At 69.3% G+C, this 19,043-nt stretch carries 26 protein-coding genes; 16 read left to right on the forward strand and 10 right to left on the reverse strand.

What is annotated here, in order from left to right:
- The first annotated feature begins 150 nt into the window (after positions 1–150).
- The 3 genes from ychF to ABZU25_RS18870 all read left to right on the forward strand — a co-directional run bounded on the left by ychF (position 151) and on the right by ABZU25_RS18870 (position 2,317).
- On the forward strand, positions 151–1,236 hold the full coding sequence (gene ychF / locus ABZU25_RS18860; protein ID WP_355030633.1) for a redox-regulated ATPase YchF: 1,086 nt from the start codon (positions 151–153) through the stop codon (positions 1,234–1,236).
- A 230-nt stretch (positions 1,237–1,466) separates the two neighbouring features.
- Entirely contained in the window at positions 1,467–2,033 is a 567-nt protein-coding gene (locus ABZU25_RS18865; protein WP_355030634.1) for a dihydrofolate reductase family protein, read from the forward strand.
- 41 nt (positions 2,034–2,074) lie between these two features.
- Positions 2,075–2,317: a hypothetical protein gene (locus ABZU25_RS18870; RefSeq protein WP_355030635.1), complete on the forward strand. Its 243-nt coding sequence runs from the start codon at positions 2,075–2,077 to the stop codon at positions 2,315–2,317.
- 629 nt (positions 2,318–2,946) lie between these two features.
- Here ABZU25_RS18870 and ABZU25_RS18875 read toward each other — a convergent pair.
- Both ABZU25_RS18875 and ABZU25_RS18880 read right to left on the reverse strand, forming a co-directional pair.
- The gene (locus ABZU25_RS18875) at positions 2,947–3,261 is read right to left on the reverse strand and encodes a hypothetical protein (RefSeq protein WP_355030636.1); all 315 of its coding nucleotides are present in this window, start codon (positions 3,259–3,261) and stop codon (positions 2,947–2,949) included.
- A gap of 162 nt (positions 3,262–3,423) precedes the next feature.
- A complete protein-coding gene (locus ABZU25_RS18880) occupies positions 3,424–3,825 on the reverse strand; it encodes a nuclear transport factor 2 family protein (protein ID WP_355030637.1) in 402 nt (133 codons plus the stop codon).
- A 93-nt stretch (positions 3,826–3,918) separates the two neighbouring features.
- Between ABZU25_RS18880 and ABZU25_RS18885 the strand changes: the two genes are divergently transcribed.
- Positions 3,919–4,518, forward strand: a complete 600-nt coding sequence (locus ABZU25_RS18885) for a TetR/AcrR family transcriptional regulator (RefSeq protein ID WP_355030638.1) — start codon at positions 3,919–3,921, stop codon at positions 4,516–4,518.
- Between the two features lie 117 nt (positions 4,519–4,635).
- On the opposite strand, the gene ABZU25_RS18890 is transcribed toward ABZU25_RS18885, so the two are convergent.
- Positions 4,636–5,562 (reverse strand): phosphotransferase, encoded by a 927-nt coding sequence (locus ABZU25_RS18890; protein ID WP_355030639.1) that lies wholly within the window; start codon positions 5,560–5,562, stop codon positions 4,636–4,638.
- Positions 5,563–5,726: 164 nt separating this feature from the next.
- Here ABZU25_RS18890 and ABZU25_RS18895 point away from each other — a divergent pair, with 164 nt between their 5' ends.
- Positions 5,727–6,281, forward strand: a complete 555-nt coding sequence (locus ABZU25_RS18895) for a hypothetical protein (RefSeq protein ID WP_355030640.1) — start codon at positions 5,727–5,729, stop codon at positions 6,279–6,281.
- 55 nt (positions 6,282–6,336) lie between these two features.
- Positions 6,337–7,107, forward strand: a complete 771-nt coding sequence (locus ABZU25_RS18900) for a class I SAM-dependent methyltransferase (RefSeq protein WP_355030641.1) — start codon at positions 6,337–6,339, stop codon at positions 7,105–7,107.
- Positions 7,108–7,115: 8 nt separating this feature from the next.
- Here ABZU25_RS18900 and ABZU25_RS18905 read toward each other — a convergent pair whose 3' ends face one another.
- The gene (locus tag ABZU25_RS18905; RefSeq protein WP_355030642.1) at positions 7,116–7,922 is read right to left on the reverse strand and encodes a hypothetical protein; all 807 of its coding nucleotides are present in this window, start codon (positions 7,920–7,922) and stop codon (positions 7,116–7,118) included.
- 326 nt (positions 7,923–8,248) lie between these two features.
- On the opposite strand from ABZU25_RS18905, the gene ABZU25_RS18910 reads away from it, so the two are divergent.
- From ABZU25_RS18910 to ABZU25_RS18920, 3 genes are all read left to right on the forward strand, one after another.
- Positions 8,249–9,397, forward strand: coding sequence for a helix-turn-helix transcriptional regulator (locus ABZU25_RS18910; RefSeq protein ID WP_355030712.1), 1,149 nt, complete (start codon positions 8,249–8,251; stop codon positions 9,395–9,397).
- A 170-nt stretch (positions 9,398–9,567) separates the two neighbouring features.
- On the forward strand, positions 9,568–9,735 hold the full coding sequence (locus tag ABZU25_RS18915) for a hypothetical protein (RefSeq protein ID WP_355030643.1): 168 nt from the start codon (positions 9,568–9,570) through the stop codon (positions 9,733–9,735).
- Positions 9,725–10,915, forward strand: coding sequence for a helix-turn-helix domain-containing protein (locus tag ABZU25_RS18920; protein WP_355030644.1), 1,191 nt, complete (start codon positions 9,725–9,727; stop codon positions 10,913–10,915). Before ABZU25_RS18915 ends, ABZU25_RS18920 begins: the two co-directional genes overlap by 11 nt.
- Positions 10,916–10,971: 56 nt before the next feature.
- Here the strand turns inward: ABZU25_RS18920 and ABZU25_RS18925 are convergent, their stop codons facing one another.
- The gene (locus tag ABZU25_RS18925) at positions 10,972–11,346 is read right to left on the reverse strand and encodes a VOC family protein (RefSeq protein ID WP_355030645.1); all 375 of its coding nucleotides are present in this window, start codon (positions 11,344–11,346) and stop codon (positions 10,972–10,974) included.
- Positions 11,347–11,461: 115 nt separating this feature from the next.
- Between ABZU25_RS18925 and ABZU25_RS18930 the strand changes: the two genes are divergently transcribed.
- Genes ABZU25_RS18930 through ABZU25_RS18940 form a run of 3 tightly spaced genes read left to right on the forward strand, consistent with a single transcriptional unit; the run spans position 11,462 to position 12,713 of the window.
- Complete coding sequence (locus tag ABZU25_RS18930; protein WP_355030646.1) at positions 11,462–11,920, forward strand: SRPBCC domain-containing protein; 459 nt, start codon at positions 11,462–11,464, stop codon at positions 11,918–11,920.
- Entirely contained in the window at positions 11,917–12,267 is a 351-nt protein-coding gene (locus ABZU25_RS18935; protein ID WP_355030647.1) for a metalloregulator ArsR/SmtB family transcription factor, read from the forward strand. The genes ABZU25_RS18930 and ABZU25_RS18935 overlap by 4 nt, the downstream gene beginning before the upstream one ends.
- Before the next feature lie 2 nt (positions 12,268–12,269).
- A complete protein-coding gene (locus ABZU25_RS18940) occupies positions 12,270–12,713 on the forward strand; it encodes an SRPBCC domain-containing protein (RefSeq protein WP_355030648.1) in 444 nt (147 codons plus the stop codon).
- Here ABZU25_RS18940 and ABZU25_RS18945 read toward each other — a convergent pair.
- The gene (locus ABZU25_RS18945; RefSeq protein WP_355030649.1) at positions 12,697–13,977 is read right to left on the reverse strand and encodes an MFS transporter; all 1,281 of its coding nucleotides are present in this window, start codon (positions 13,975–13,977) and stop codon (positions 12,697–12,699) included. The genes ABZU25_RS18940 and ABZU25_RS18945 overlap by 17 nt on opposite strands.
- A 150-nt stretch (positions 13,978–14,127) precedes the next feature.
- On the opposite strand from ABZU25_RS18945, the gene ABZU25_RS18950 reads away from it, so the two are divergent.
- Positions 14,128–14,454 carry a hypothetical protein gene (locus tag ABZU25_RS18950; RefSeq protein ID WP_355030650.1) on the forward strand — a complete coding sequence of 109 codons (327 nt, stop codon included), beginning with the start codon at positions 14,128–14,130 and terminating at the stop codon, positions 14,452–14,454.
- A 95-nt stretch (positions 14,455–14,549) separates the two neighbouring features.
- Here ABZU25_RS18950 and ABZU25_RS18955 read toward each other — a convergent pair whose 3' ends face one another.
- From ABZU25_RS18955 to ABZU25_RS18965, 3 genes are all read right to left on the reverse strand, one after another.
- On the reverse strand, positions 14,550–15,281 hold the full coding sequence (locus ABZU25_RS18955; RefSeq protein WP_355030651.1) for a class I SAM-dependent methyltransferase: 732 nt from the start codon (positions 15,279–15,281) through the stop codon (positions 14,550–14,552).
- Between the two features lie 227 nt (positions 15,282–15,508).
- On the reverse strand, positions 15,509–15,871 hold the full coding sequence (locus tag ABZU25_RS18960) for a PH domain-containing protein (RefSeq protein ID WP_355030652.1): 363 nt from the start codon (positions 15,869–15,871) through the stop codon (positions 15,509–15,511).
- 169 nt (positions 15,872–16,040) lie between these two features.
- Positions 16,041–16,925 carry a LysR family transcriptional regulator gene (locus ABZU25_RS18965; RefSeq protein ID WP_355030653.1) on the reverse strand — a complete coding sequence of 295 codons (885 nt, stop codon included), beginning with the start codon at positions 16,923–16,925 and terminating at the stop codon, positions 16,041–16,043.
- A 114-nt stretch (positions 16,926–17,039) separates the two neighbouring features.
- Between ABZU25_RS18965 and ABZU25_RS18970 the strand changes: the two genes are divergently transcribed.
- Positions 17,040–17,393 carry a DUF1801 domain-containing protein gene (locus ABZU25_RS18970; RefSeq protein ID WP_355030654.1) on the forward strand — a complete coding sequence of 118 codons (354 nt, stop codon included), beginning with the start codon at positions 17,040–17,042 and terminating at the stop codon, positions 17,391–17,393.
- On the forward strand, positions 17,390–17,791 hold the full coding sequence (locus tag ABZU25_RS18975) for a VOC family protein (RefSeq protein WP_355030655.1): 402 nt from the start codon (positions 17,390–17,392) through the stop codon (positions 17,789–17,791). Before ABZU25_RS18970 ends, ABZU25_RS18975 begins: the two co-directional genes overlap by 4 nt.
- A gap of 274 nt (positions 17,792–18,065) precedes the next feature.
- Here the strand turns inward: ABZU25_RS18975 and ABZU25_RS18980 are convergent, their stop codons facing one another.
- Complete coding sequence (locus ABZU25_RS18980; RefSeq protein ID WP_355030656.1) at positions 18,066–18,374, reverse strand: 4a-hydroxytetrahydrobiopterin dehydratase; 309 nt, start codon at positions 18,372–18,374, stop codon at positions 18,066–18,068.
- Positions 18,375–18,557: 183 nt separating this feature from the next.
- Here ABZU25_RS18980 and ABZU25_RS18985 point away from each other — a divergent pair, with 183 nt between their 5' ends.
- The gene (locus ABZU25_RS18985) at positions 18,558–18,998 is read left to right on the forward strand and encodes a (deoxy)nucleoside triphosphate pyrophosphohydrolase (protein ID WP_355030657.1); all 441 of its coding nucleotides are present in this window, start codon (positions 18,558–18,560) and stop codon (positions 18,996–18,998) included.
- The last annotated feature ends 45 nt before the right edge of the window (positions 18,999–19,043 follow it).

Below are 19,043 nucleotides of genomic sequence, written 5' to 3' on the forward strand. Positions count from 1 at the left end.
GATCCCGTCGCGACATAAACCGCTCGACCCGCGCCCAGAGGCGTACCTGGAACGCCGACGGAAGACAGTTCCGGTGCCTGGGGCGATTCCTTGGCATCACCGTGGACCGCGTGGGCCGGCCCGGTCGGCACCCGCGTAAGCTGGCTGGTCGTGAGTCTCTCCATCGGCATCGTCGGCCTGCCCAACGTCGGCAAGAGCACGCTGTTCAACGCGTTGACCAAGAACGACGTGCTGGCGGCGAACTACCCGTTCGCCACCATCGAGCCCAACGTCGGCGTGGTCGGGCTCCCTGACGAGCGGCTGGGCAAGCTGGCCGAGATCTTCTCCTCGCAGAAGGTGCTGCCGGCTCCGGTGTCGTTCGTCGACATCGCCGGCCTGGTCCGCGGCGCGTCGAAGGGGCAGGGCCGGGGCAACGCCTTCCTGGCCAACATCCGGGACGCCTCGGCGATCTGCCAGGTGGTCCGGGCCTTCTCCGACCCGAACGTGGTGCACGTCGACGGCAAGATCTCCCCGGCCGACGACATCGAGACGATCAACACCGAGCTGATCCTCGCCGACCTGCAAACCCTGGACAAGGCGCTGCCCCGGTTGGAGAAGGAAGCCAAGCTCCGCAAGGACCGGGCCGCCGCGGTCGCCGCCGCGAAGGCCGCCATCGAGGTCCTCGACGGCGGCACCACCCTCTACTCCGGGGCCGCCGCCGCCAAGATCGAGCTGGAGCACCTGCGCGAGCTGCACCTGCTCACCACCAAGCCCTTCCTGTACGTCTTCAACGTCGACGAGGCCGAGCTGGCCAACGAGGCGTTCCTCGACGAGCTGCGCGCCCTGGTCGCCCCCGCCGAGGCCGTCTTCATGGACGCGAAGATCGAATCCGAGCTGGTGGACCTCCCCGACGACGAGGCCCGCGAGCTGCTGGAGTCGATCGGGCAGAACGAGCCCGGCCTCAACCAGCTCGTCCGGGTCGGCTTCCGCACGCTCGGCCTCCAGACGTACCTCACGGCCGGCCCCAAGGAAGCGCGCGCCTGGACCGTCTCGGTCGGCGCCACCGCGCCGGAGGCCGCGGGTGTCATCCACAGTGACTTCCAGCGCGGCTTCATCAAGGCCGAGGTGGTCTCCTACCACGACCTGGTCGAGCACGGTTCGATGGCGGCGGCCAAGGCGGCGGGCCGGGTCCGCATCGAGGGCAAGGAGTACGTCATGCAGGACGGCGACGTGGTGGAGTTCCGGTTCAACGTCTGAATCGGGCCTGCTCCCGCAGTTCAGACGGCTGTATCGTCGCCGTGGGGCACGTCGGGGCACAACCCCACGCGTCATCGGCGGCGCCCACCGGCCTGGTGCCCAGTGTCAAGGCCGTCTTGACGCGGCGGGCGCCGGCGGTGCCCCGCTCCCACGCTGGGCGGGTCGAGGGCGACGGGATGGCTCAGCGAGCCCTCCGTGACGACGCCGTGGTGGCGTTAGACTCGCCGGCCATGGGACTCCTCACCTTCAGCCTCAACCTCACCCTGGACGGTTGCGTCGACCACCAGGAGGGGATCGCCGACGACGAGACGCACGCCTTCTTCACCCGTCTCATGGACGAGGGTGGGGCAATGCTGTGGGGTCGCGTCACCTACGAGATGATGGAGAGCCACTGGCCGGCCGTCGCCCGCGGCGACGTGGAGGCGCCGCCGGCCATGCGCGAGTGGGCGGTCAACCTGGAGGCCAAACCCAAGTACGTGGTGTCGTCGACGCGCACGGACTTCCCGTGGACCAACAGCCACCACGTCGCCGGCGATCTGCGCGAGGGCGTGCAGAAGATCAAGGACGCGACCCCGGCCGGGGTCCTTCTCGGAAGCGGCAAGCTCGCGACAGAGCTCGACCGGCTGGACCTGATCGACGAGTACAAGCTGCTCGTCCATCCCAGGATCGCCGGCCACGGTCCGACGCTGTACCAGGGCGGGCTGCCCGGCACGCGCCAGCTCGAGCTGCTCTCGGCGGAGCCGCTCCGCAACGGCGCGGTGGCCATGCACTATCGGCGCGCGGGCCTCGGCACCTGAGTGCGTTTGACGAGGCACACGGCTACAGCAAAGATCAGCGCATGACCGCCGATGGCTCAGACGTGCCTGCTGAGCGTGAGCCGCAGCCGTCTCGGGAGATGCCGCTCCGCAAGATGTGGCTCTTTGGCGCATTCGGTGCGGTAGGCGCTATCACCGCCTTGGCGATCGCCCCGACGAACCCCGCCGGCTGGATCGTGCTTGCATCGCTCGGCGGGCTTGCTTGGCTGACACGTGTCGAACTGCGACGGCGCGGCGAAGCGCAGCAGTCGGACGCGCGACCGTAGCGGCGACACCGCCTCGGCGTGCTTGACGTGGTGGCAAGGTAGGGGACGACCCCAACCCAGCTGAGTGACCGGCCGGGTGACAGTCGGGTTGGACGTTGACGGACGAGCATGGACACCCATCCGGCAGCTCAGGGCCGGTGGAAGCGCTGGTCACCGATCCGCGTTGGTTGCCCGGGTGTCAGGGAGTCCGAGGCTGTTGGGACGTGCTGGGCGTAGCCGTCCGGAAGGCCTTCACTCGTCGGGTCGGTTGCCATCCCTCATGCAGCGCCTTGCGGATGACTGCGGCGACCATGGATGGAAGGACAGGGATCGACGGACCACCGAACCAGTTGCTCGGGTGGTCCTGGGGCGTGGTTACCAGCAGCACGGTGCCTTTGCAGCAAGCGTGTTCGACGGAGAGGGACAGCGGTTGCTCAACGAGCGCTTGGGCGTAGGTTGGTTTTCCGCGCACTCGCCACCTGTAGACGACGTCGTCGACCGTGATGAGCCGAGAGCCCTTCTTGGTCAACGCCACGTCAGACCCCTCGCGGTGGGATGTGGGTGCCACTGCTGACCACGCCGTGCCGGCGGCTGCTGCTCAGAGTCATCGTTGCGTAGCCGGTCAAGGCTCAGGCTCGCCCCCCCTTTGTTCACGCTGGGAAGCTCCCGCGGGCGTCGGCGGCGGTCTTCAGTAGACCTTCGTAGAACTCGACAAGCTTGTTGTTGCTCTGGTCGACCGTCCGCATTTGGCCGACCACACCCGCACTCAAGGCGGCGATGATGCGCCGCGCTCGATCCGGCTCCATGTCGCGCACATTCAGCCAACCCATCGCTCGGCCGGGCCACAGGTACTCGGCCAGATCATCGTCGTGGAGCACTCCAGCGGGTGCGGAATCGACGATGTCTTCGAAGACGCCTCCCTGGATGTACCATTCTCGACTCTCGTCGAACTTCACAATTATCATTGCCGTTCCCCCAGGCCCTTCTGACATACCTCGACCGGAGCCTAGCTGCCTCCTTCGGTACATGGATAAGGGTTTTGCGGGCGCACGCAGAGGGCGCAGAACACCGTAGAACGCCAGCAGCCTCCGCCGGCCCGGCCAGGCCGAACCGGTCGGGGGGAGAGGTCAGCGCGTCAGAGGGACCCGCCGGGCGCGGACCGTGCGGTGGCTGATGCGCCACCCGTCGTCGCCGCGCAGGATCGTGTCCTCATAGGTCACGCTGCCGGCGGTGCCGTCCGCGTGGATGCCGATGCCTTTCGACAGTGCGTGGACGCGGTCGTCGGCTACTCCGGTGAGCACGATGTTGGTGACGTGGTGAGCGACGGGGTTCCCCTCACCCAGGGCAAGCGCGGCGTCCTTCAGCGTCGCGAGCCCGGTGAGCACGCCGCCGCCAAGGTCCGTGACGTCATAGGCCGCGTCGGCGGTAAACAGTTCCTGCATCCGGTCGAACTCGCCGCTGTCGGTCAGGTGGCCGTGCCGGTTGATCAGGTCCGTGATCGCCGCGCGGTCCTTGGCGGTCAGTGTCATCGCATCCTCCACTGGCTCCAATCGGGGAGTTCCCCGGTTAGGCTTGGTACATTAAGCGGGGAACTCCCCGATTGGCAAGACTTGGAGCGCTGGATGGCGTTGAACGCGGACAATCCGACGATTTCTGGGCGTGGGCGCAGGGCGGACGCCGCACGCAACGTCGAGCGGCTGCTCGCCGCAGCGCGGGAACTCGTCGACAGGTCCGGGTCTGAGGTCGTCCTCGACGAGGTGGCGCGAAAGGCGGGCGTCGGCAACGCAACCCTCTACCGGCACTTCCCGACCCGGGGTGACCTGCTCGTCGCCGTCTATGCCGACGAAGTGGCGGCACTGTGCCGCCAGGGCGTCGACCTGCTCGGCGACCCGTCGCCGGCAGACGCGCTCTTCACCTGGCTGGACGCATTCGTCGTCCACGTCGCGACGAAACGCGCGCTCGCCCTTGCCGCCACCGAAGGCCCCGGCGCCCACCGGACCCGGATGTTCGACAAGTGGCATGAGTCGATGCGCTCCACCGCGACCAAGCTGCTGCGCCGGGCGCAGGACGTCGACGCCGTGCGGCCCGACCTCACCGTGACTGATCTGCTCGCCATCGCCAGCGGTGCCGCTCTCAGCGGCACCGACGCGGCACACGCCCAGCGGCTCGTTGGACTGCTGCGCAGCGGTGTCGAGGTGGACAGGGACGGCGCTGTCAGCTGAGGCGAACGTGCCCTGTCGCGTTGAGTGATCAGGTGGTGCGGTCCGTTGCTCGGAAGGCTCGATGCGGAGGAGCGGACTCGCGTTCGGTGCTGCGGATCCGCGGCGGCCAACTGACCGTCAGGGCGTGACGTCCACAAGTACCTTGCCGACCGCACCGGTTTCCACCGCTCGGTGCGCGGCGGGTACGACGGTGAACTCGGCGGCGGTGCCGGTGGGCCGCCCGGCGGCGGCCATGAACAGCCAGACACGCTGACCGACCCGACCCGACCCGACCCGACCCGACCCGACCCGACCCGACCCGGCCCGGCCCGGGTCCGCGCCGTCGCCGACGGCGTCGACCACGCCGGCCAACCCCGCTGGGGCCTTACCAGTGACCGGCGATGAGGACGGCAGCGGCGTCGAGCTGATCCCGCTCACCTGTGGTGAGTGCCGGATCGTTCCGGCGTGCCGCCAGGGCGCGGTCCAGACGGTCAGCAGGCCGCCGCCGACGCGGTCCAGGAAGGCATCCAACAGCGTTGCGGCCGGCGGCGCCAGGGGATGCTCACGATCGACAGCCACCTGGGCGAGGATCACCGCGGACAGCGCGACATCGAGGTCTGCCGGTCCCTCGGTGGCGTTGCGCCAGTCAATGAGGACCGGCCCCCGTGACGTCAGCATGACGTTGTCCGGGTGCAGGTCGAGGTGCAGGATCCGGTCGCCGTCGCCGTCGCCGTCGCCGTCGCCGTCGCGTTCGCCGAGCCGGGGTGGCAACGCGTGGAGTCGGCGATGCAGATCCGCCAGACAGTCGGCCGCCGCTAGGGCATCGAGCTCACCGGCGATGAGCGCCGACAGCATGGTGCGCCCGTCCAGGCGCTCCATGACGAGATCGGTCCCGCGCGCCTCGTAGACAGCGGGTACCGGAAAACCCAGACTCCCCACGTACGCCATGACTGCCGCCTCAGCGGCCACGTCTCCACCCTTGCGATAGCGGCGAAGGACACGTCGATCGTCGATGGCGAAGACGTCGGCGTCTCGCCCCGACGCCAGGGGAACCGGATCCACCACGGCCCGACGATAACCGACGTGACCATCCGCGCAGTGTCTGCCACTGGCGCGCGAGATCCCCTGCCACAGCTCGCGCCGCCGACCGGGCACTCGGTCCAGACGCACCATCGCCTCCACAGCAGACGGTGCGCTCTCTGCTTGTGCTGGCGGCCTATCGTGAGCGAATGGAATGGTCGACGATTTTGGGCACGATCGTAGGTGCCATGGTCGGACTCATGTCAGTGTTCCTGGCAGATCATCTTCGTTGGCGACGCGAGGAGAAGAGTCGCCTACTGCAAGCACGGCAACAGGTTTACGTCGACTTTCTGGCTGCTCTCAGCAAAGCCCATTCCGATATGCGGTCCGTCGCGTTCCGCAGCGAATTCTCTCCGGTCGAGCGATCTCACGCACTACTGGAAGCCCTCGACGCATCAGGAGTCTGGCGTCTGCGTCAAAGCATCTCGCTGATCGGCTCGCGGAAACTCATGCACGAAGTGGTCACCGCCGCGCGATGCCTGGAGGGTGTGTGCGAGGTCCTCAGTCATGAGGCCGATGTGTCGAGCGATCGTTACATCAACGCGCGCAACAACCTCTGGGCCGCTAATGCCGCCCTTCGTGAGCTGATGCGTAAGGACCTGGGGATCGCCGGAGACCCGGACCCCGACGTGCACAGCTACCGGCCCCTCGGCGAGAAGGAGGGACAGGGGACAACGACGCTCGGCGCCGACAACTCCCGGTAAGGAACGAGCGTCGTGGTCGGTTCACACGGGAGTGGCGCGGCGCTACGGTGACCGCATGGAAGACCGCCGGCTCAGATCATCCTTCGGCGCGGCGGCGACCGCGTACGCCGAGCACCGCCCGGATTACGCGCCGGCGGCGGTGCGTTGGGCGCTTGAGTCTGCGCCCGGCCCACGGGTGCTCGACCTTGGTGCCGGCACCGGCAAACTGTCCGCCACGCTGGTCGAGCTGGGTGCGGACGTTGTCGCCGTCGAACCCGACCCGGCGATGCTCACCGAGCTACGCCGCGCGCTGCCGGCTGTCCGTGCCCTGCCCGGTAGCGCCGAGTCGATTCCGCTGCCGGACGCGTCCCTCGATGCCGTCCTGGCTGGCAACGCCCTGCACTGGTTCGACATGACCGTCGCGGGGGAGGAAATTGCCAGGATCCTCGCGCCTGGCGGCATTCTGGCTGGGCTGTGGAACGTCATGGACGACCGGATCGACTGGGTTTCCGCACTCGAACGGGTCAGCGGAAGTGCGGCCATCGGCCCCCGTGACACGCTGAGCAGTTGGCGCGCGGCGACGGCGGATCTGCTCGTTGCGAGCACCGGCCTGGACGGCCGGTTCGGCGCATCGGAGCAGGTCGAGTTTCCGCACGGACAGCGCCGGACCGCCGACTCCCTCGTCGCGACACTCGCGACCCGGGCGGGGATGCTGGTCATGGCAGAAGAGGAGCGCGACGCCGCCCTCGGCCGGATCCGCGCCTTCCTTCGGACCCGGCCCGAGACCGCGCAGGGCGAGTTCACCCTGCCGATGCTGACCGGTGTGCTGCGCGTACAGCGCAGGTGACCACCCGGTCAGGGACGAGCCGCCTTTTCACCATGCACGGCTGCGTACTCCACCGCGAGCCATGGCCCCAGGTCGTCGATGAGGTGGTGTAGTACACCCGGATCCGCCGAGGGCGCGCGCCCGCTCATGGCAGCTGCGCGCATCTGCTCGGCGCGTTCCGGATAGTAGAGACCGAACGCCTCTGCGGACTCGATGAGGTCGCTTGTCCAGCCTCCCCATCGAGGCATGATCAGAGTAAATCCCGTCCTGACGATGCGACGAGCGACGAGCCGACAGAGGCCCTTACGTTGGTTGTCGGTGATCGCCTCGGCCGCTTGCCTTCGCCAGTCTGGAAGCGCGATTGACAGGTCGCCGTTTGTCTCGCGGGCGAGCAGGGGAGTGGGCCGGTAGCCGGGGAGTTGGTCGGCGAGGTCGTCGCCCAGCAGGGGAGTGCACAGGCACGCGACGAAGAAGCCGAGATCGTGGCGTTCAAGCTCGCTGAGCAGGGTGCGGGCGCTGTACAGCAGGATGCCCACGCCATCGATCTCGTCGAAGGACTTGTCGAGGGCTTGCTCGATCCGCGTGGCATTCAGGCGGTCGGCCTCCGTCGGCTCGGCGTGCAGAGCGAGCAACAGATCAAGATCGGAAACTCCGGGTACGGCGGTGCCATGCGGAATGCTGCCGTAGAGGTAGGCGCTGTGCAGTCGGCCCCCGCCGAAAGCCTCGACTATCCGGGTACGCGCCGCGTCGACAACACCGGCGAATTCCGGTGGGACCCGACTCAACGCACCTTCGCGCGCGATCGAGCCGTCGACGGTCAATCCTCTTCCGGTCATGGCATCACTCTGCCGGAGCAGGTGATCTTCGGCGGAGGGCTCTCCACGCACGGCCCCCTCAGGGCGCCTGGGGGAGCGTCGGCCAGTTGCGTGGCAACCAGACGAACTTGGCGCGCCAGATGGTGGGGACATCGCTGAGCTGGCCGGGGGATGTCGCGTAGGTGCGGCAGGTCGATCGGGGGGAGCGGAGATTGTCGGCGGCCCATCCAGGTGTAGTCGCGCGGTCACTGGGAGGATGTTTCTTCGGTGTACCGTCCAAAGTGCCAGCAGTTCACCACCCGGGAGTGCCGCTGATGCCTCGCCGCCCGATACCTGACGATCCGTCGATCGGTGACCGCATTCGTGTTCGCCGCGAATTGCGTGGCTGGAGCGTGCGATATGCGGCCAGCCGCGCCGGTATCTCGCACACTTCCTGGTCCCGGATCGAGCGCGGGCAGCAGCGCACCGACCGGTACATGGCGGTGGACCTGGCCGCCGCTCTCGAATGCTCGGTGGCCGATCTGACCGGGCAGGCGTACACGCCGGCCGACCGGCAGCTCGATGCTGCTCGCATCGATGCGGAGCGGGTGTGGCGAATCATGATGGACACGCCGATGAATGGGCGTGCCGACAGCGCGGCATCTACCGAGCAGGTGCAGCGTGAGGCGGCTCTCGTGCGTGGCTTGTACGGGCGGTGTGACTATGCGGGTGCCCTGCGCCGACTGGTCGATCTGGTGCCGGCGATGCACAGTCTCACCGATCGGCGTGCAGCGCTCGCCGAGATGGTGCCGGTATATGGCGTGGCGATGGGTTCGCTCCTGAACGTCAGCTTTCCTGCTCACGCGTGGCTGGCTGCGGAGCGCTGCGCCGAGGCGGCGGGTCTGCTCGACGATCCGGTGGCCGCCGGGGTTGCGGCTGCCAATCGCGCCCGGGTGTCCGCGTACTCCGGGGCTTTCGGGTCGGCGCGAATGCTCTGCGATGTGGCCGCCGCCGACCTGGCGGGCAGCGCGATGGATGGCGCTTTGGACGTACTCGGCTTCCTACACTTGGCGCGGGCGCTTCATCTCGCCGGCCTGCGCGACTACGCAAGCGCCGAGGGGCATCTCACCGAGGCCGCGCGGATCGCCACGTGTACCGGTGAGACGGAGAGCTGGGATCTCGCCTGGGGGCCACGGAATGTGGCGCTGTGGCGGATGGCTTTCCAACTCGACACCGGCCGCCCGGAAGCGGCGTTGGAGACGGCTGCGGGTGTCGAGCTGGCGGGGCTGCCAGCGGTGCGGCAGGTGTATTTCTGGCTCGACATGGGCCGGGCCGCCGAGGCGGTGGGTCGGGATCGGGATGCGGTGCGGATGATGCTCACCGCCGAGCGGGTCGGTCCGCAACATGCCCGTTCGTCAGCGGCGGCGCGGGAGACCGCGCGGGCGCTGCTGCGCAAGAGGGTTACCTCACCGGAGTTGCGGGGCCTCTGCGAACGAATGAGCCTGACCGTCCAGTAGCAGCGGTAGTGGTGCGTAGATGTTCCGGTCATCGCCTGTGCTGTCCGTAGCGTCCCCATTACAGGGGTGCGGGCTGCTTCGTACGGCAGCCGCCGCGCGCCCTGAGTCCGGCGCGGCGGTCGTGATCCTTTCGGAGCACACCGCCCGCGCCACTGAGCGGAGGGGTGCAGGTGGGCGGTACGCAGCGTGATCCAGGGTCCAGCCAGGGTGAGCAGGTGGAGGCGGCCGAGCGGGAGGCGGCGAAGGAACGCCTCCTCGCTCAGGCCGAGGCGGAGCGGATACCGGTCGAGGACACGACTCGGGCGGTGCCGGATCGGCGGTGGAGCCGTGAGCGGTGACCACCTGCCAATCGGGCGGCGGGTCGCCTACCTGCGTGTCCGGCGGAGGCTGTCGCAGCAGACCTTCGCTGACCGGCTCGGGAAGTCGAAGAGTTGGGTGGACAAGGTCGAGCGCGGAGTCCGGTCGCTGGAGCGGGTGTCGACGATCCGGGACATCGCCGCCGTCCTGCGGGTTGACGCCGCAGCGTTGCTCGGGCGTGCTGCTCAACCAGCCGACGGGGCCGGGCGGACCGAGGGCATCGTACGGATTCGGACCGCGCTGTCGACGTACGCGATGGCGCTTGGCCCTTCGACGGCGTGCCCCGACGTCATGCCGGCTGATCGTCTCGCGCAGCAGGTGGGGCATGCCTGGACCAGCTTTCAGCATGCGCGGTATCCGCAGGTGGTCGACCTGTTGCCGAGGCTGTTGGTTGATGTCCAGCGTGCGCATGTCCAGGATCCGGAGGCTGGCCGGACGGCGTTGGTGGAGGCGTACCGGGTGACGGCGTCGGTGCTGATGAAGCTGGATGAGGTGAGCCTTGGTTGGTTGGCCGCCGACCGGGCGATGGCCGCCGCGACCGGTGACCGGGTGCTCGTGGCCGCCGCGGCGGTGCAGCTCGGCCAGGTGCTGCGGGCATCGAAGCGGGCACGGTCGGTGTTGCTTGCCGCTGCGTACCGGATCGCTCCTGATGATTGTGCTGAGAGCGCGCGGGAGGAGCTGTCGCTGTGTGGGTCGCTGTTGATCCAGGCGGCGTTGATGGCGGCAAGGTCCGGCGACGACCGGGCCGCCGCCGAGCTGCTGGACGAGGCTGCCGAGACGGCTGCTCGGGTGGGCGACGGACACGACTACCACCGGACCGCCTTCGGACCGACGGCAGTCGAGCTGGCCCGGGTCGCCGCTGCTGTCGACCTGGGCAACGGACGCGATGCGGTGGCGCTGCACGAGGTGGCGACCAGGCGGGAAGGCTGGCGGTGGTTGCCCGCCGAACACCGCGCCGCGCACCTGCTCGACGCGGCCCGCGCCTACCTACTGGTCGACGACCCCGCCAACGCGGCCCGGGTCCTGGTGCGGGCCGACAGCATCGCGCCCGCCGAGGTACGGCACCGGCCGGCGGCCCGGGACGTGGTCGCACAGGTGGCCCGCGACCCGGACGCGCCGACGACGATCACCCACCTCGCCAGCGACCTCAGAGTCGTTTGAGAGGCGTGCGGGACCCGGGCTCGGGATGCACGGCTACCACCAACGTGTGCATGCGATCAGCGCTCGGCCCAGACGCCCAGCTCGTTGCCGCTGGGGTCGGTGAAGTGGAACCGGCGGCCACCGGGGAACTCGTAGGGCCCCTTCATCACCTGGCCGCCGGCCTCCTTCACGGCCTGCACGGACCGGTCCAGGTCGGTTGAGTAGAGCAGCACCAGCGGGCCGCCCGCCGGGACGTCCTGGTCCAGGCGGAGGCCGCCGACCTCGGGGGCGGAGTCGCCGTGCGGGCTGCGGATGCCCGCGTACCCGGGGCCGTAGTCGTTGAACTGCCAGCCGAACGCGTCGGTGTAGAAGCGCTTGGCCTCGGCGAGGTTGGTCACCGTGAACTCGAGGTAGTCGATGGCGTGGTGCCGGTGCGGCGATGGCTCAGACATGCAGGGCATTGTGCGCCCCGGGTACGACAGGACCGCAACATGCAACGAAAGGTTGCGCGAGGGCGAGGGCTGTCGTAGGTTGAGTGCAACCAAAGGTTGCGAAAGGTTGGGGCACATGGAGCAGGGAACGATCGAACGCGACATCCACGTCGACGCGTCACCCGAGGTGGTCTTCGAGGTGGTCAGTCAGCCCGAGCACATGCGGGAGTGGTGGCCCGACGACGCGCGGTTCGAGTCGGTTGCGGGCGCACCCGGCGAACTGGTGTGGCGCAACGCCGACACCGGCGAGACGACGACCGTCGCGCTGGCCGTCGTCGAGGTCGACCCGCCGAAGCGATTCTCCTTCCGGTGGTGTTTCACCGAGCCGGGCCGGAGTGGGCCGGCGCTGCTCGTCACCTTCGACCTGATCCCCAGCGGCACGGGGACGCAGATCCGGATGACCGAGACCGGGTTCCGCGAGATGGGCTGGGAGATCGCCGTCCTGGAGGCGCAGTACCAGGACCACGAGAACGGTTGGGACCACTACCTGCCCAGGCTGGGCGGGTACGTCGCACGGCTGGTCGCCACGCCATGAGCACCGCTGTCGACGACGAGCTGTGGTCGGCGATCGGTGACCCCACCCGTCGTACGATGATCGATCTTCTGCTCTCCGACGGGCCGGGCACCGCGACGTCGCTGAGCAGGCGGCTACCCGTCACCCGGCAGGCCGTCTCGAAGCACCTGGCCGTCCTGGACCGGGTCGGGCTGATCCACGCCGAGTCGGCCGGTCGCGAGCGTCATTACCAGGTCGACGAGGCGCAGCTCGCCCGCGCCGTCGCGCAGTTGTCGGCGGTGGGCTCCACCTGGGACGCCCGGCTCCGCCGGATCAAGCGGATCGCCGAGGCGATCGAGCACAACCGCCACCACGACGAAGGGGAATGACAATGGTCAACATTCTGCATCAGGTCGGCGTCGTCGCTCCGCTCGACGACGTCTACCGAGCGGTGGCAACTCCCGAGGGTGTTGCCGGCTGGTGGTCGGTCGACACGACCGGCAAGAGCGAGGTCGGCGGCCGGTTGGCCGTCCGGTTCGGCGACGACCCCGGATTCGACCTGGAGATCCTTCAGCTGGACCCGACCGGCCGGGTGCGGTGGCGGGTCGCCGACGGCCCGACGGAATGGATTGGCACCGAGATCAACTGGCGGCTCGACCAGCGCGGCGATTTCACCATCGTCCAGTTCACGCACGAGGGCTGGCGCGAACCGACCGACCTGATGCACCAGTGCAGCACCAAGTGGGCGACGTTCCTGCTGAGCCTCAAGGCGCTTGTGGAGACCGGGCGCGGCCGGCCGGCACCGGACGACGTCCAGATCAGCGACGGGCACTGACCTCGGTGACGGCCGGATCGCCGGGGGTTCGCACGCTCCGACGAGAGATCGCGAACCCCCCGGCGACCAGGCCGAGGGCCACGATCGCCACGGCGCAGAGCAGCAGCGTCGGGCGGGGGCCGATGGCACCCACCAGTGGCCCACCCAGCATGGTGCCCAGGGGCACCGCCAGCACGAGGACGGCACCGTTCGCGGCGAGCACCGCCGGGAGTTGCTCGGTCGACGTGCTGCGCTGGAACAGCGCCATCGACGTGGACATGTACGGCGCCCAGATCAGGCCCGCCAGGGCGAACGCCGGCAACGACACGCCGACGGGTACGCCCAGGCCGAGCGGCAGCATGGTGATCCCGAACCCGACGACGATGCCGATGGTGGTGACCCGCAGTGGCCAGCGGCGCAGGTAACCGGCGGCCAGACCTCCGGCGAGACCGCCGACGCCGAACGCGGCGTAGTAGGCGCCGAGCAGCGTCGCGGAGGCGTGCAGGTCGTCTTTGACGTGGATCGGCATCGCCACGTACACCGGGCCGAAGAGGAAGAAGAACCCGAGACTCAGCACCAGCAGGCCCAGCAGGGCCGGGTCGCGGCGGATGACCGCGAAGCCGGCCGTTCGCGAAGCGCTGCCCTCGGACCGTGCGGGTCCGCCGCTGGTGGGAAGGGCGAGGCGGTACGTGAGGGCCAGCGCGGCGAAGGTGGCGGCGTCTATGGCGATGACCCACACCGGCCCCGCCCAGCTGATCAGAATGCCCGCCAGTGGCGGGCCGACGATGGTGGCGAACCCGGCGATGGTGCCGAGCACCGCGTTGGCGGGCAGGTGGTGTCGTTGCGGCAGCAGTTCGGCGATCAGGGTGAACCGGCCGGCCGAACCCCACGAGTGCAGAAGCGCCGACGCGGCCAGCAGGACCACGTACAGCCCGATGGTGAGCACACCGGCGAGGTGGGCCAGGGGGATCGCCGCGAGTGCGGAGGCCCGCAGGATCGCGTCCCACCCGGCGAGCTGGGCGCCGCCGCGCCCGCGCAGCAACCGGCCGAAGACGACAGTCCCGGCCGCGCTGGGCAGGGTGTACGCCGCCATGGCCACGGCGAACCAGGTGTTGCGCTGATCGTGCGGGGCGAGTTGGATGGCCAGCCACGGCACCGCGACCACGGCCATGCCGTCGCCCAACGCGGAGACGGCGAGCCCGGGCAGGACACGCCGCAGCTGTGGGTGACTGACCACCGGCCAGTACGGCGAGGAGCGCGGAAAACGTGCGGTGTCGTGTCGCATGGGGACAGCTGACCCGGCGCGGACCCCGCGCATCAACAAACGCTGCCATCAGCAGAATCCGCCCAGAGCGTAGTCAGCGTCGATGGAGCAGGGCGGCAGGCGCCGCGCCGGCCGAAGGTTTGCCGGTTCCGCGGGCGGGGATCTGTGACCGTGCGCGTCGATATCAACGAGCCGAGGGCCGTCGAGCAGTTCTGGGAAGGGATGCATGACGTGGCTGCCGCCGCGACACGGCATCAGGATGACGATCTCTACCGGGCGCTCGTCAAGATTGGCAGAGCGGCGCTGGCTCAGGGCGTCGAACTGGTGCCGGCCGGTGGTCTGTTCCTTCGATGTCCGGCCTGCGACGCGGTGCCCGGCCAGCGCTGCATCAATGTGCCGGGCAGACCGCTGAACGGCCATGTCCTGCACCGGCAGCGCGTCGAGTTGGTGGAGAAGGCGATGAGGGGAGAGGGGCCACTTCCCGATCCGCTCGGCTGATCCTCGTGAGGGTTCCGCACGAGATCGGCTCCGGTTCCTTGACGGCGGGGTGTAGGTGCCCCTGACCTGCTGGAACCGGAGCCGATCAACCGCCGCTACTCCGCCCGGTAGACGGAGATGTGCGCCCTGCTGGCCGCGTCGAACGGTCGCCGGTGCCAGTCCGCGTACCGCTCGGTGAGCCGAAGCCCTGCCTGTTGCGCCATCTCGTCGATCTGGTGGGGCCAGGCGTACCGCATGGCGAACGGCTTCAGGTGCACACCCTCGGCGTCGAAGGTGATCGTCTGCCGGATGAACCGCTGCGCCGGCCGGTCGTACCTGTGCAGCCGGATCGTCGCGGAGTCCTCGGTGACGGCACGGACCTGCACCTGCTCGTCGGCGTCGAAGTCGCGTGGGTCGGGCACGAACGTCTCGATGACGAACGCCCCGCCGGGCGACAGCACCCGGGCGACGTTGCGGAAACAGTCCGCCTGCCGCTCGGCGTCGACCAGGTTGAACAGCGTGTTGAAGACCAGGTACGCGAGCCGGAACTCACCGGACACCGGTACGTCCGCCATGTCGGCGACGACCACCGGGATCTGGTCGCCGCCGGGCTTGGCCCGCAACTGCGCCAGCATCTCCTCGGACGCCTCGACACCGTGCACGGTGAGACCGCGCTCGGCCAGTGGCAGTGCGACCCGGCCGGTGCCGATCGCCAGTTCGAGAACCGGACCCCCGTCGGCCAGATCGGCCAGGAAGTCCACCGCCGGCGCCGGGTCGGGGTTGCCCGGGCCGTCGTAGCCGGCGGCCCACAGCCGGCCGAAGAGGCCGGGATCGTCGAAGACCGACATCAGCGGCCTCCGGGGTTGGTGTCAGTGGCGCGCAGCCGCGCCGTGGTCAGGGGAGCTGAACTGCTCACGAAGTCTCGATTCCTCAGGTCGGATGACGTTCGGTCGGGGGGACTTCGTCGTGGCGGGCATGGTGGCTGCTCCCTTCGCGCGGCTGTGGACCGAGGAGACCAGACACGGCCGCGGCCCGGCAAGGCATATATGCCAGCCGGGCCGCGGCGGTCGGGCGGTCAGGAGATGTGGTGCAGGATCACGTTGTGCACGTGGTGGCTCTTCTGCGCGCCACGGAACTCCACCTCGTAGGTGTGCGTCCCCACGTGGATGGCGATCGCTCTGGTGGAGAAGAACGAGCCACCCCAGGACTTGTTGCTGACCACACTCACGCTGGTGATCTTCGAGTACGGGATGCTGGTGATCGCAAACCGCTTCCCGACGAAGGAGCGGTCCTGGATGATCACGCGACGGTCCGTCAGCCCGATGAACCCGGTGCCGGTGCCGACCGCGTCGTAGACGGCGATGATCTGCTCACCGTCGAGGAGGCCACTCTCGATCTGCTGGACCTGCTCTTTGCGGTCATACGCGATGTTCGCCATACGTCCAAGGCTAGAAAGCCGATGCCAGCGTGCCGCGCGGGCGAGGACCACGGATTTGCCGTCGCCGTGGCCGACAGGCTCGTGGTGCCAACCGGTCTGGCGCGGGCGTCGGCCAGGGACGCGGTGGCAGCGGTGACGGTGTGGCAGTGGTGGCGGAACTCCCCGTGCCTCATCGGGCGTTCGCGTCGGTCGCGGCGCGGACGAACTCGCGTACCCGGGTGGTGCTGTTGCTGGGTAGCCAGACCGGCCCTCGTTCGATTGGCGGCGCGTCGTGGATTGGCACGTACGCCACGTCGGGGCGTGGGTAGTAACGCCGCGTGTGCTCGCCCACCGGCAGTACGCCTCGGCCCAGTGCGACAAGGGACAACATCTCGGAGAAGGTGTTCCCGGCGGGTCCCTTGGGAACCGGTCGGCCGGCCGGGGTGCGCTCCGGAGTGCGGTCCCGCTTGAACTCCACCGAGGTCACGGTCGGGTACTGCACCACCGGGTGGTCGGCGAGCACCTCCAGCGACACCGAACGTTCTCGGGCGAGCGGGTGATCCGCCGCCACCGCCAGCGCCCGATCCTCGGAGAGCAGCGCCGTGCCGGTGGCCATGCCGTCGAACGGGAACGAGGCGATCAACACATCCGTCGAGCCGTCGAGCAGCCCGGACCGGGTGTTGGACAGCTGTGCCTCGTGCACCTCCACCCGGCAGTCGGGGTGCCGTTCGCCGAACAGGGCCACGGCCCGGAGCAGCACGGGCGCCGTCCACTCGCCGAGGAACGCCACCCGTAGCGTCCCGATGACGCCTCGGCCGGCGTCCACCGCGCGGCGCACGGCCTCGTCCATTCCGGCAACGAGTGGGGCCAGCTCGTCGGCGAGTTGCCGGCCGATCGGGGTGAGCCGGACGACCCGGCTGGTGCGGGCGAACAGCGGCGCGCCGACCTGGCGCTCCAACTTCTTCACGATGTGGCTGACCCGACCGGTGCTGACGGCCAGCCGCTCGGCGGTCCGGCCGAAGTGCAGTTCCTCCGCGAGCGTCAGGAACGTCTCGACCTCGTACCGCTCCAGCACATCGCTCCCACCGTTGACCTGTGGGCAACGATCGTAGCGGCATCAGGTCTTGGTCGGTGTGCCCCGTCCCGGGATCGTGAACGCGGCAGGGAGCACCGAGTGAAGGGCTGAGACATGAGCATTGACGACTACCTGGCCGGCCTGGCCGGCCCACTGCGGGAGATCGGCGAGAAGCTGACGCCGATCATCGCGGCGGCCCTGCCCGGGGCGACCGGCGCGATGTGGCACGGCCACCCGGTCTGGGGTCTGGGCGCCCGACCCGGCGAGCGGCCGGTCTGCCTGGTCAAGGCGTACGGGTCGTACGTCACCTTCGGGCTGTGGCGCGGGCAGGAGATCGTCGACGCGTCCGGGCGGCTGACACCCGGTGCGCGGGCGATGGCGGCGGTGAAGCTGCGCAGTGTCGCGGACATCGACCCGGCGCTGTTCACCGACTGGCTGCGCGCGGCGGCCGACCTGGATGCGAAGTGAGCGCGGTGCGGGTAACCGGCTTCGACCACCTGGTGTTGACCGTCGCCGACGTGGAGCGCGCCCTGGACTTCTACTGCGGCCGGCTCGGGCTGTCACCGGTCCGGGTCGACGAGTGGCGGGCCGGCGCGGTGCCGTTTCCGTCGGTGCGGGTCGGTCCCGAGTGCATCATCGACCTCGTTCGAGGCGAGCGGCAGGGCACGAACGTCGACCACTTCTGCCTGGTGGTGGCACCGCTGGACTGGGCGCAGGTGATCGAGTCGGGGGTCTTCACAGTGCTGACCGGGCCGGTCGACCGGTTCGGTGCCCGCGGTTCGGCGACCTCGATCTACGTCCGCGACCCGGACGGCAATTCGGTGGAGCTGCGCTGGTACCCGCAGGACGCCGCAGCCGACCGGTGAGCCCGAGTTACCTGGCCACATGCGAAAGCCCCGCACCCCCACTGAAGGCGGGCAGGCGCGGGGCTTCGGCGATGCGTCAGTGGTCGCTGCGCGGGTCGTGGTCCGTGCTGCGGCTGCCGGCCTTGGCCAGACCCCGGCTCACCAGGTAGCCGATGGTGAGCAGGGTGATGTACCACCAGGCCTTGTCGGCGGCGAAGTAGTCACCGCCGTCGTTCGCGGCACCGTCGCCGACGGCAGGAAAACCTCAGGTCTTCACAAGAATTTCAGTGCGGGCTCAGGACTCGGTGACCGCTCGGTACGCGTCCTCGATGCGGGCGGCCAACAGGACCTCACCCTCGGTCAACGGCTCGCCGTTGCCGTGCCCGACCCGGATCTGGGTGCGGTCGGGCAGGCGGCTGATCTCGGGGCGCAGGTGCAGCGCGTCGGCGACGACCTTGACCCGTTCAGTCAGGGCGGCGTGTTGGGTATCGTCGATCGCGAGCGTCCGCCGGATCTGCTCGCCTTCGCGCGTCCAACCAGCTAGCAAGGTCAACGCGTCGGAGAGGTAGTCCTGCTTGGCCCTGCTGCTGAACAGCACGCGCATCACCGCACCTCCCAAGCGCCGTTGTCGGCTCGTGGCCAAATCGTCGCCATCCCGTGTCTTGTCGGTGTCCCCTAGTCTGTCGCCGCTCGGAAGGGGTGTCCACGCCCACACTTCCGTGTTCTGTTGGCCTAGCGGACGGCTACGGTACCCAAACCGCCGATTGATCTGGCACCCTGGACGCCCGTGCGGACCGAACGGGCGAATGGCGGCGGGCAGACCGAACGACGGGACCTGAAGGTGGTCGTCGGTGCGGCGATCATCCGGGACGGGCGGGTGCTGGCCTGTGCGCGTGCCGCCCCGCCCGAGGTGGCCGGAATGTGGGAGTTTCCCGGCGGGAAGGTCGAGCCGGGGGAGGCTGAGACCGACGCGCTGGTCCGAGAGTGCGCCGAGGAGTTGGCCGTACGCGTCGAGATCGGCGATCGGGTCGGCCGCAACGTACGGATGGCGCACGGCCGTTCGGTGCTCAAGGTGTACGCGGCCCGCCTGCTCGGCGGCGACCTGCCGCAGGCGCTGGAGCACTCCGCGCTGCGCTGGCTCGCGGCGGACGAACTGGACTCGGTCACCTGGCTCCCCGCCGACGCCCCCATCGTGGCCGCCCTCCGCCCCCTCCTGAAAACCCCCTAACCCCACCCCACCCCACCCCACCCCACCCTGCCCTGCCCCCGCCCG

Source organism: Micromonospora sp. NPDC005215 (assembly GCF_040607915.1).
Taxonomy (GTDB): domain Bacteria; phylum Actinomycetota; class Actinomycetes; order Mycobacteriales; family Micromonosporaceae; genus Micromonospora.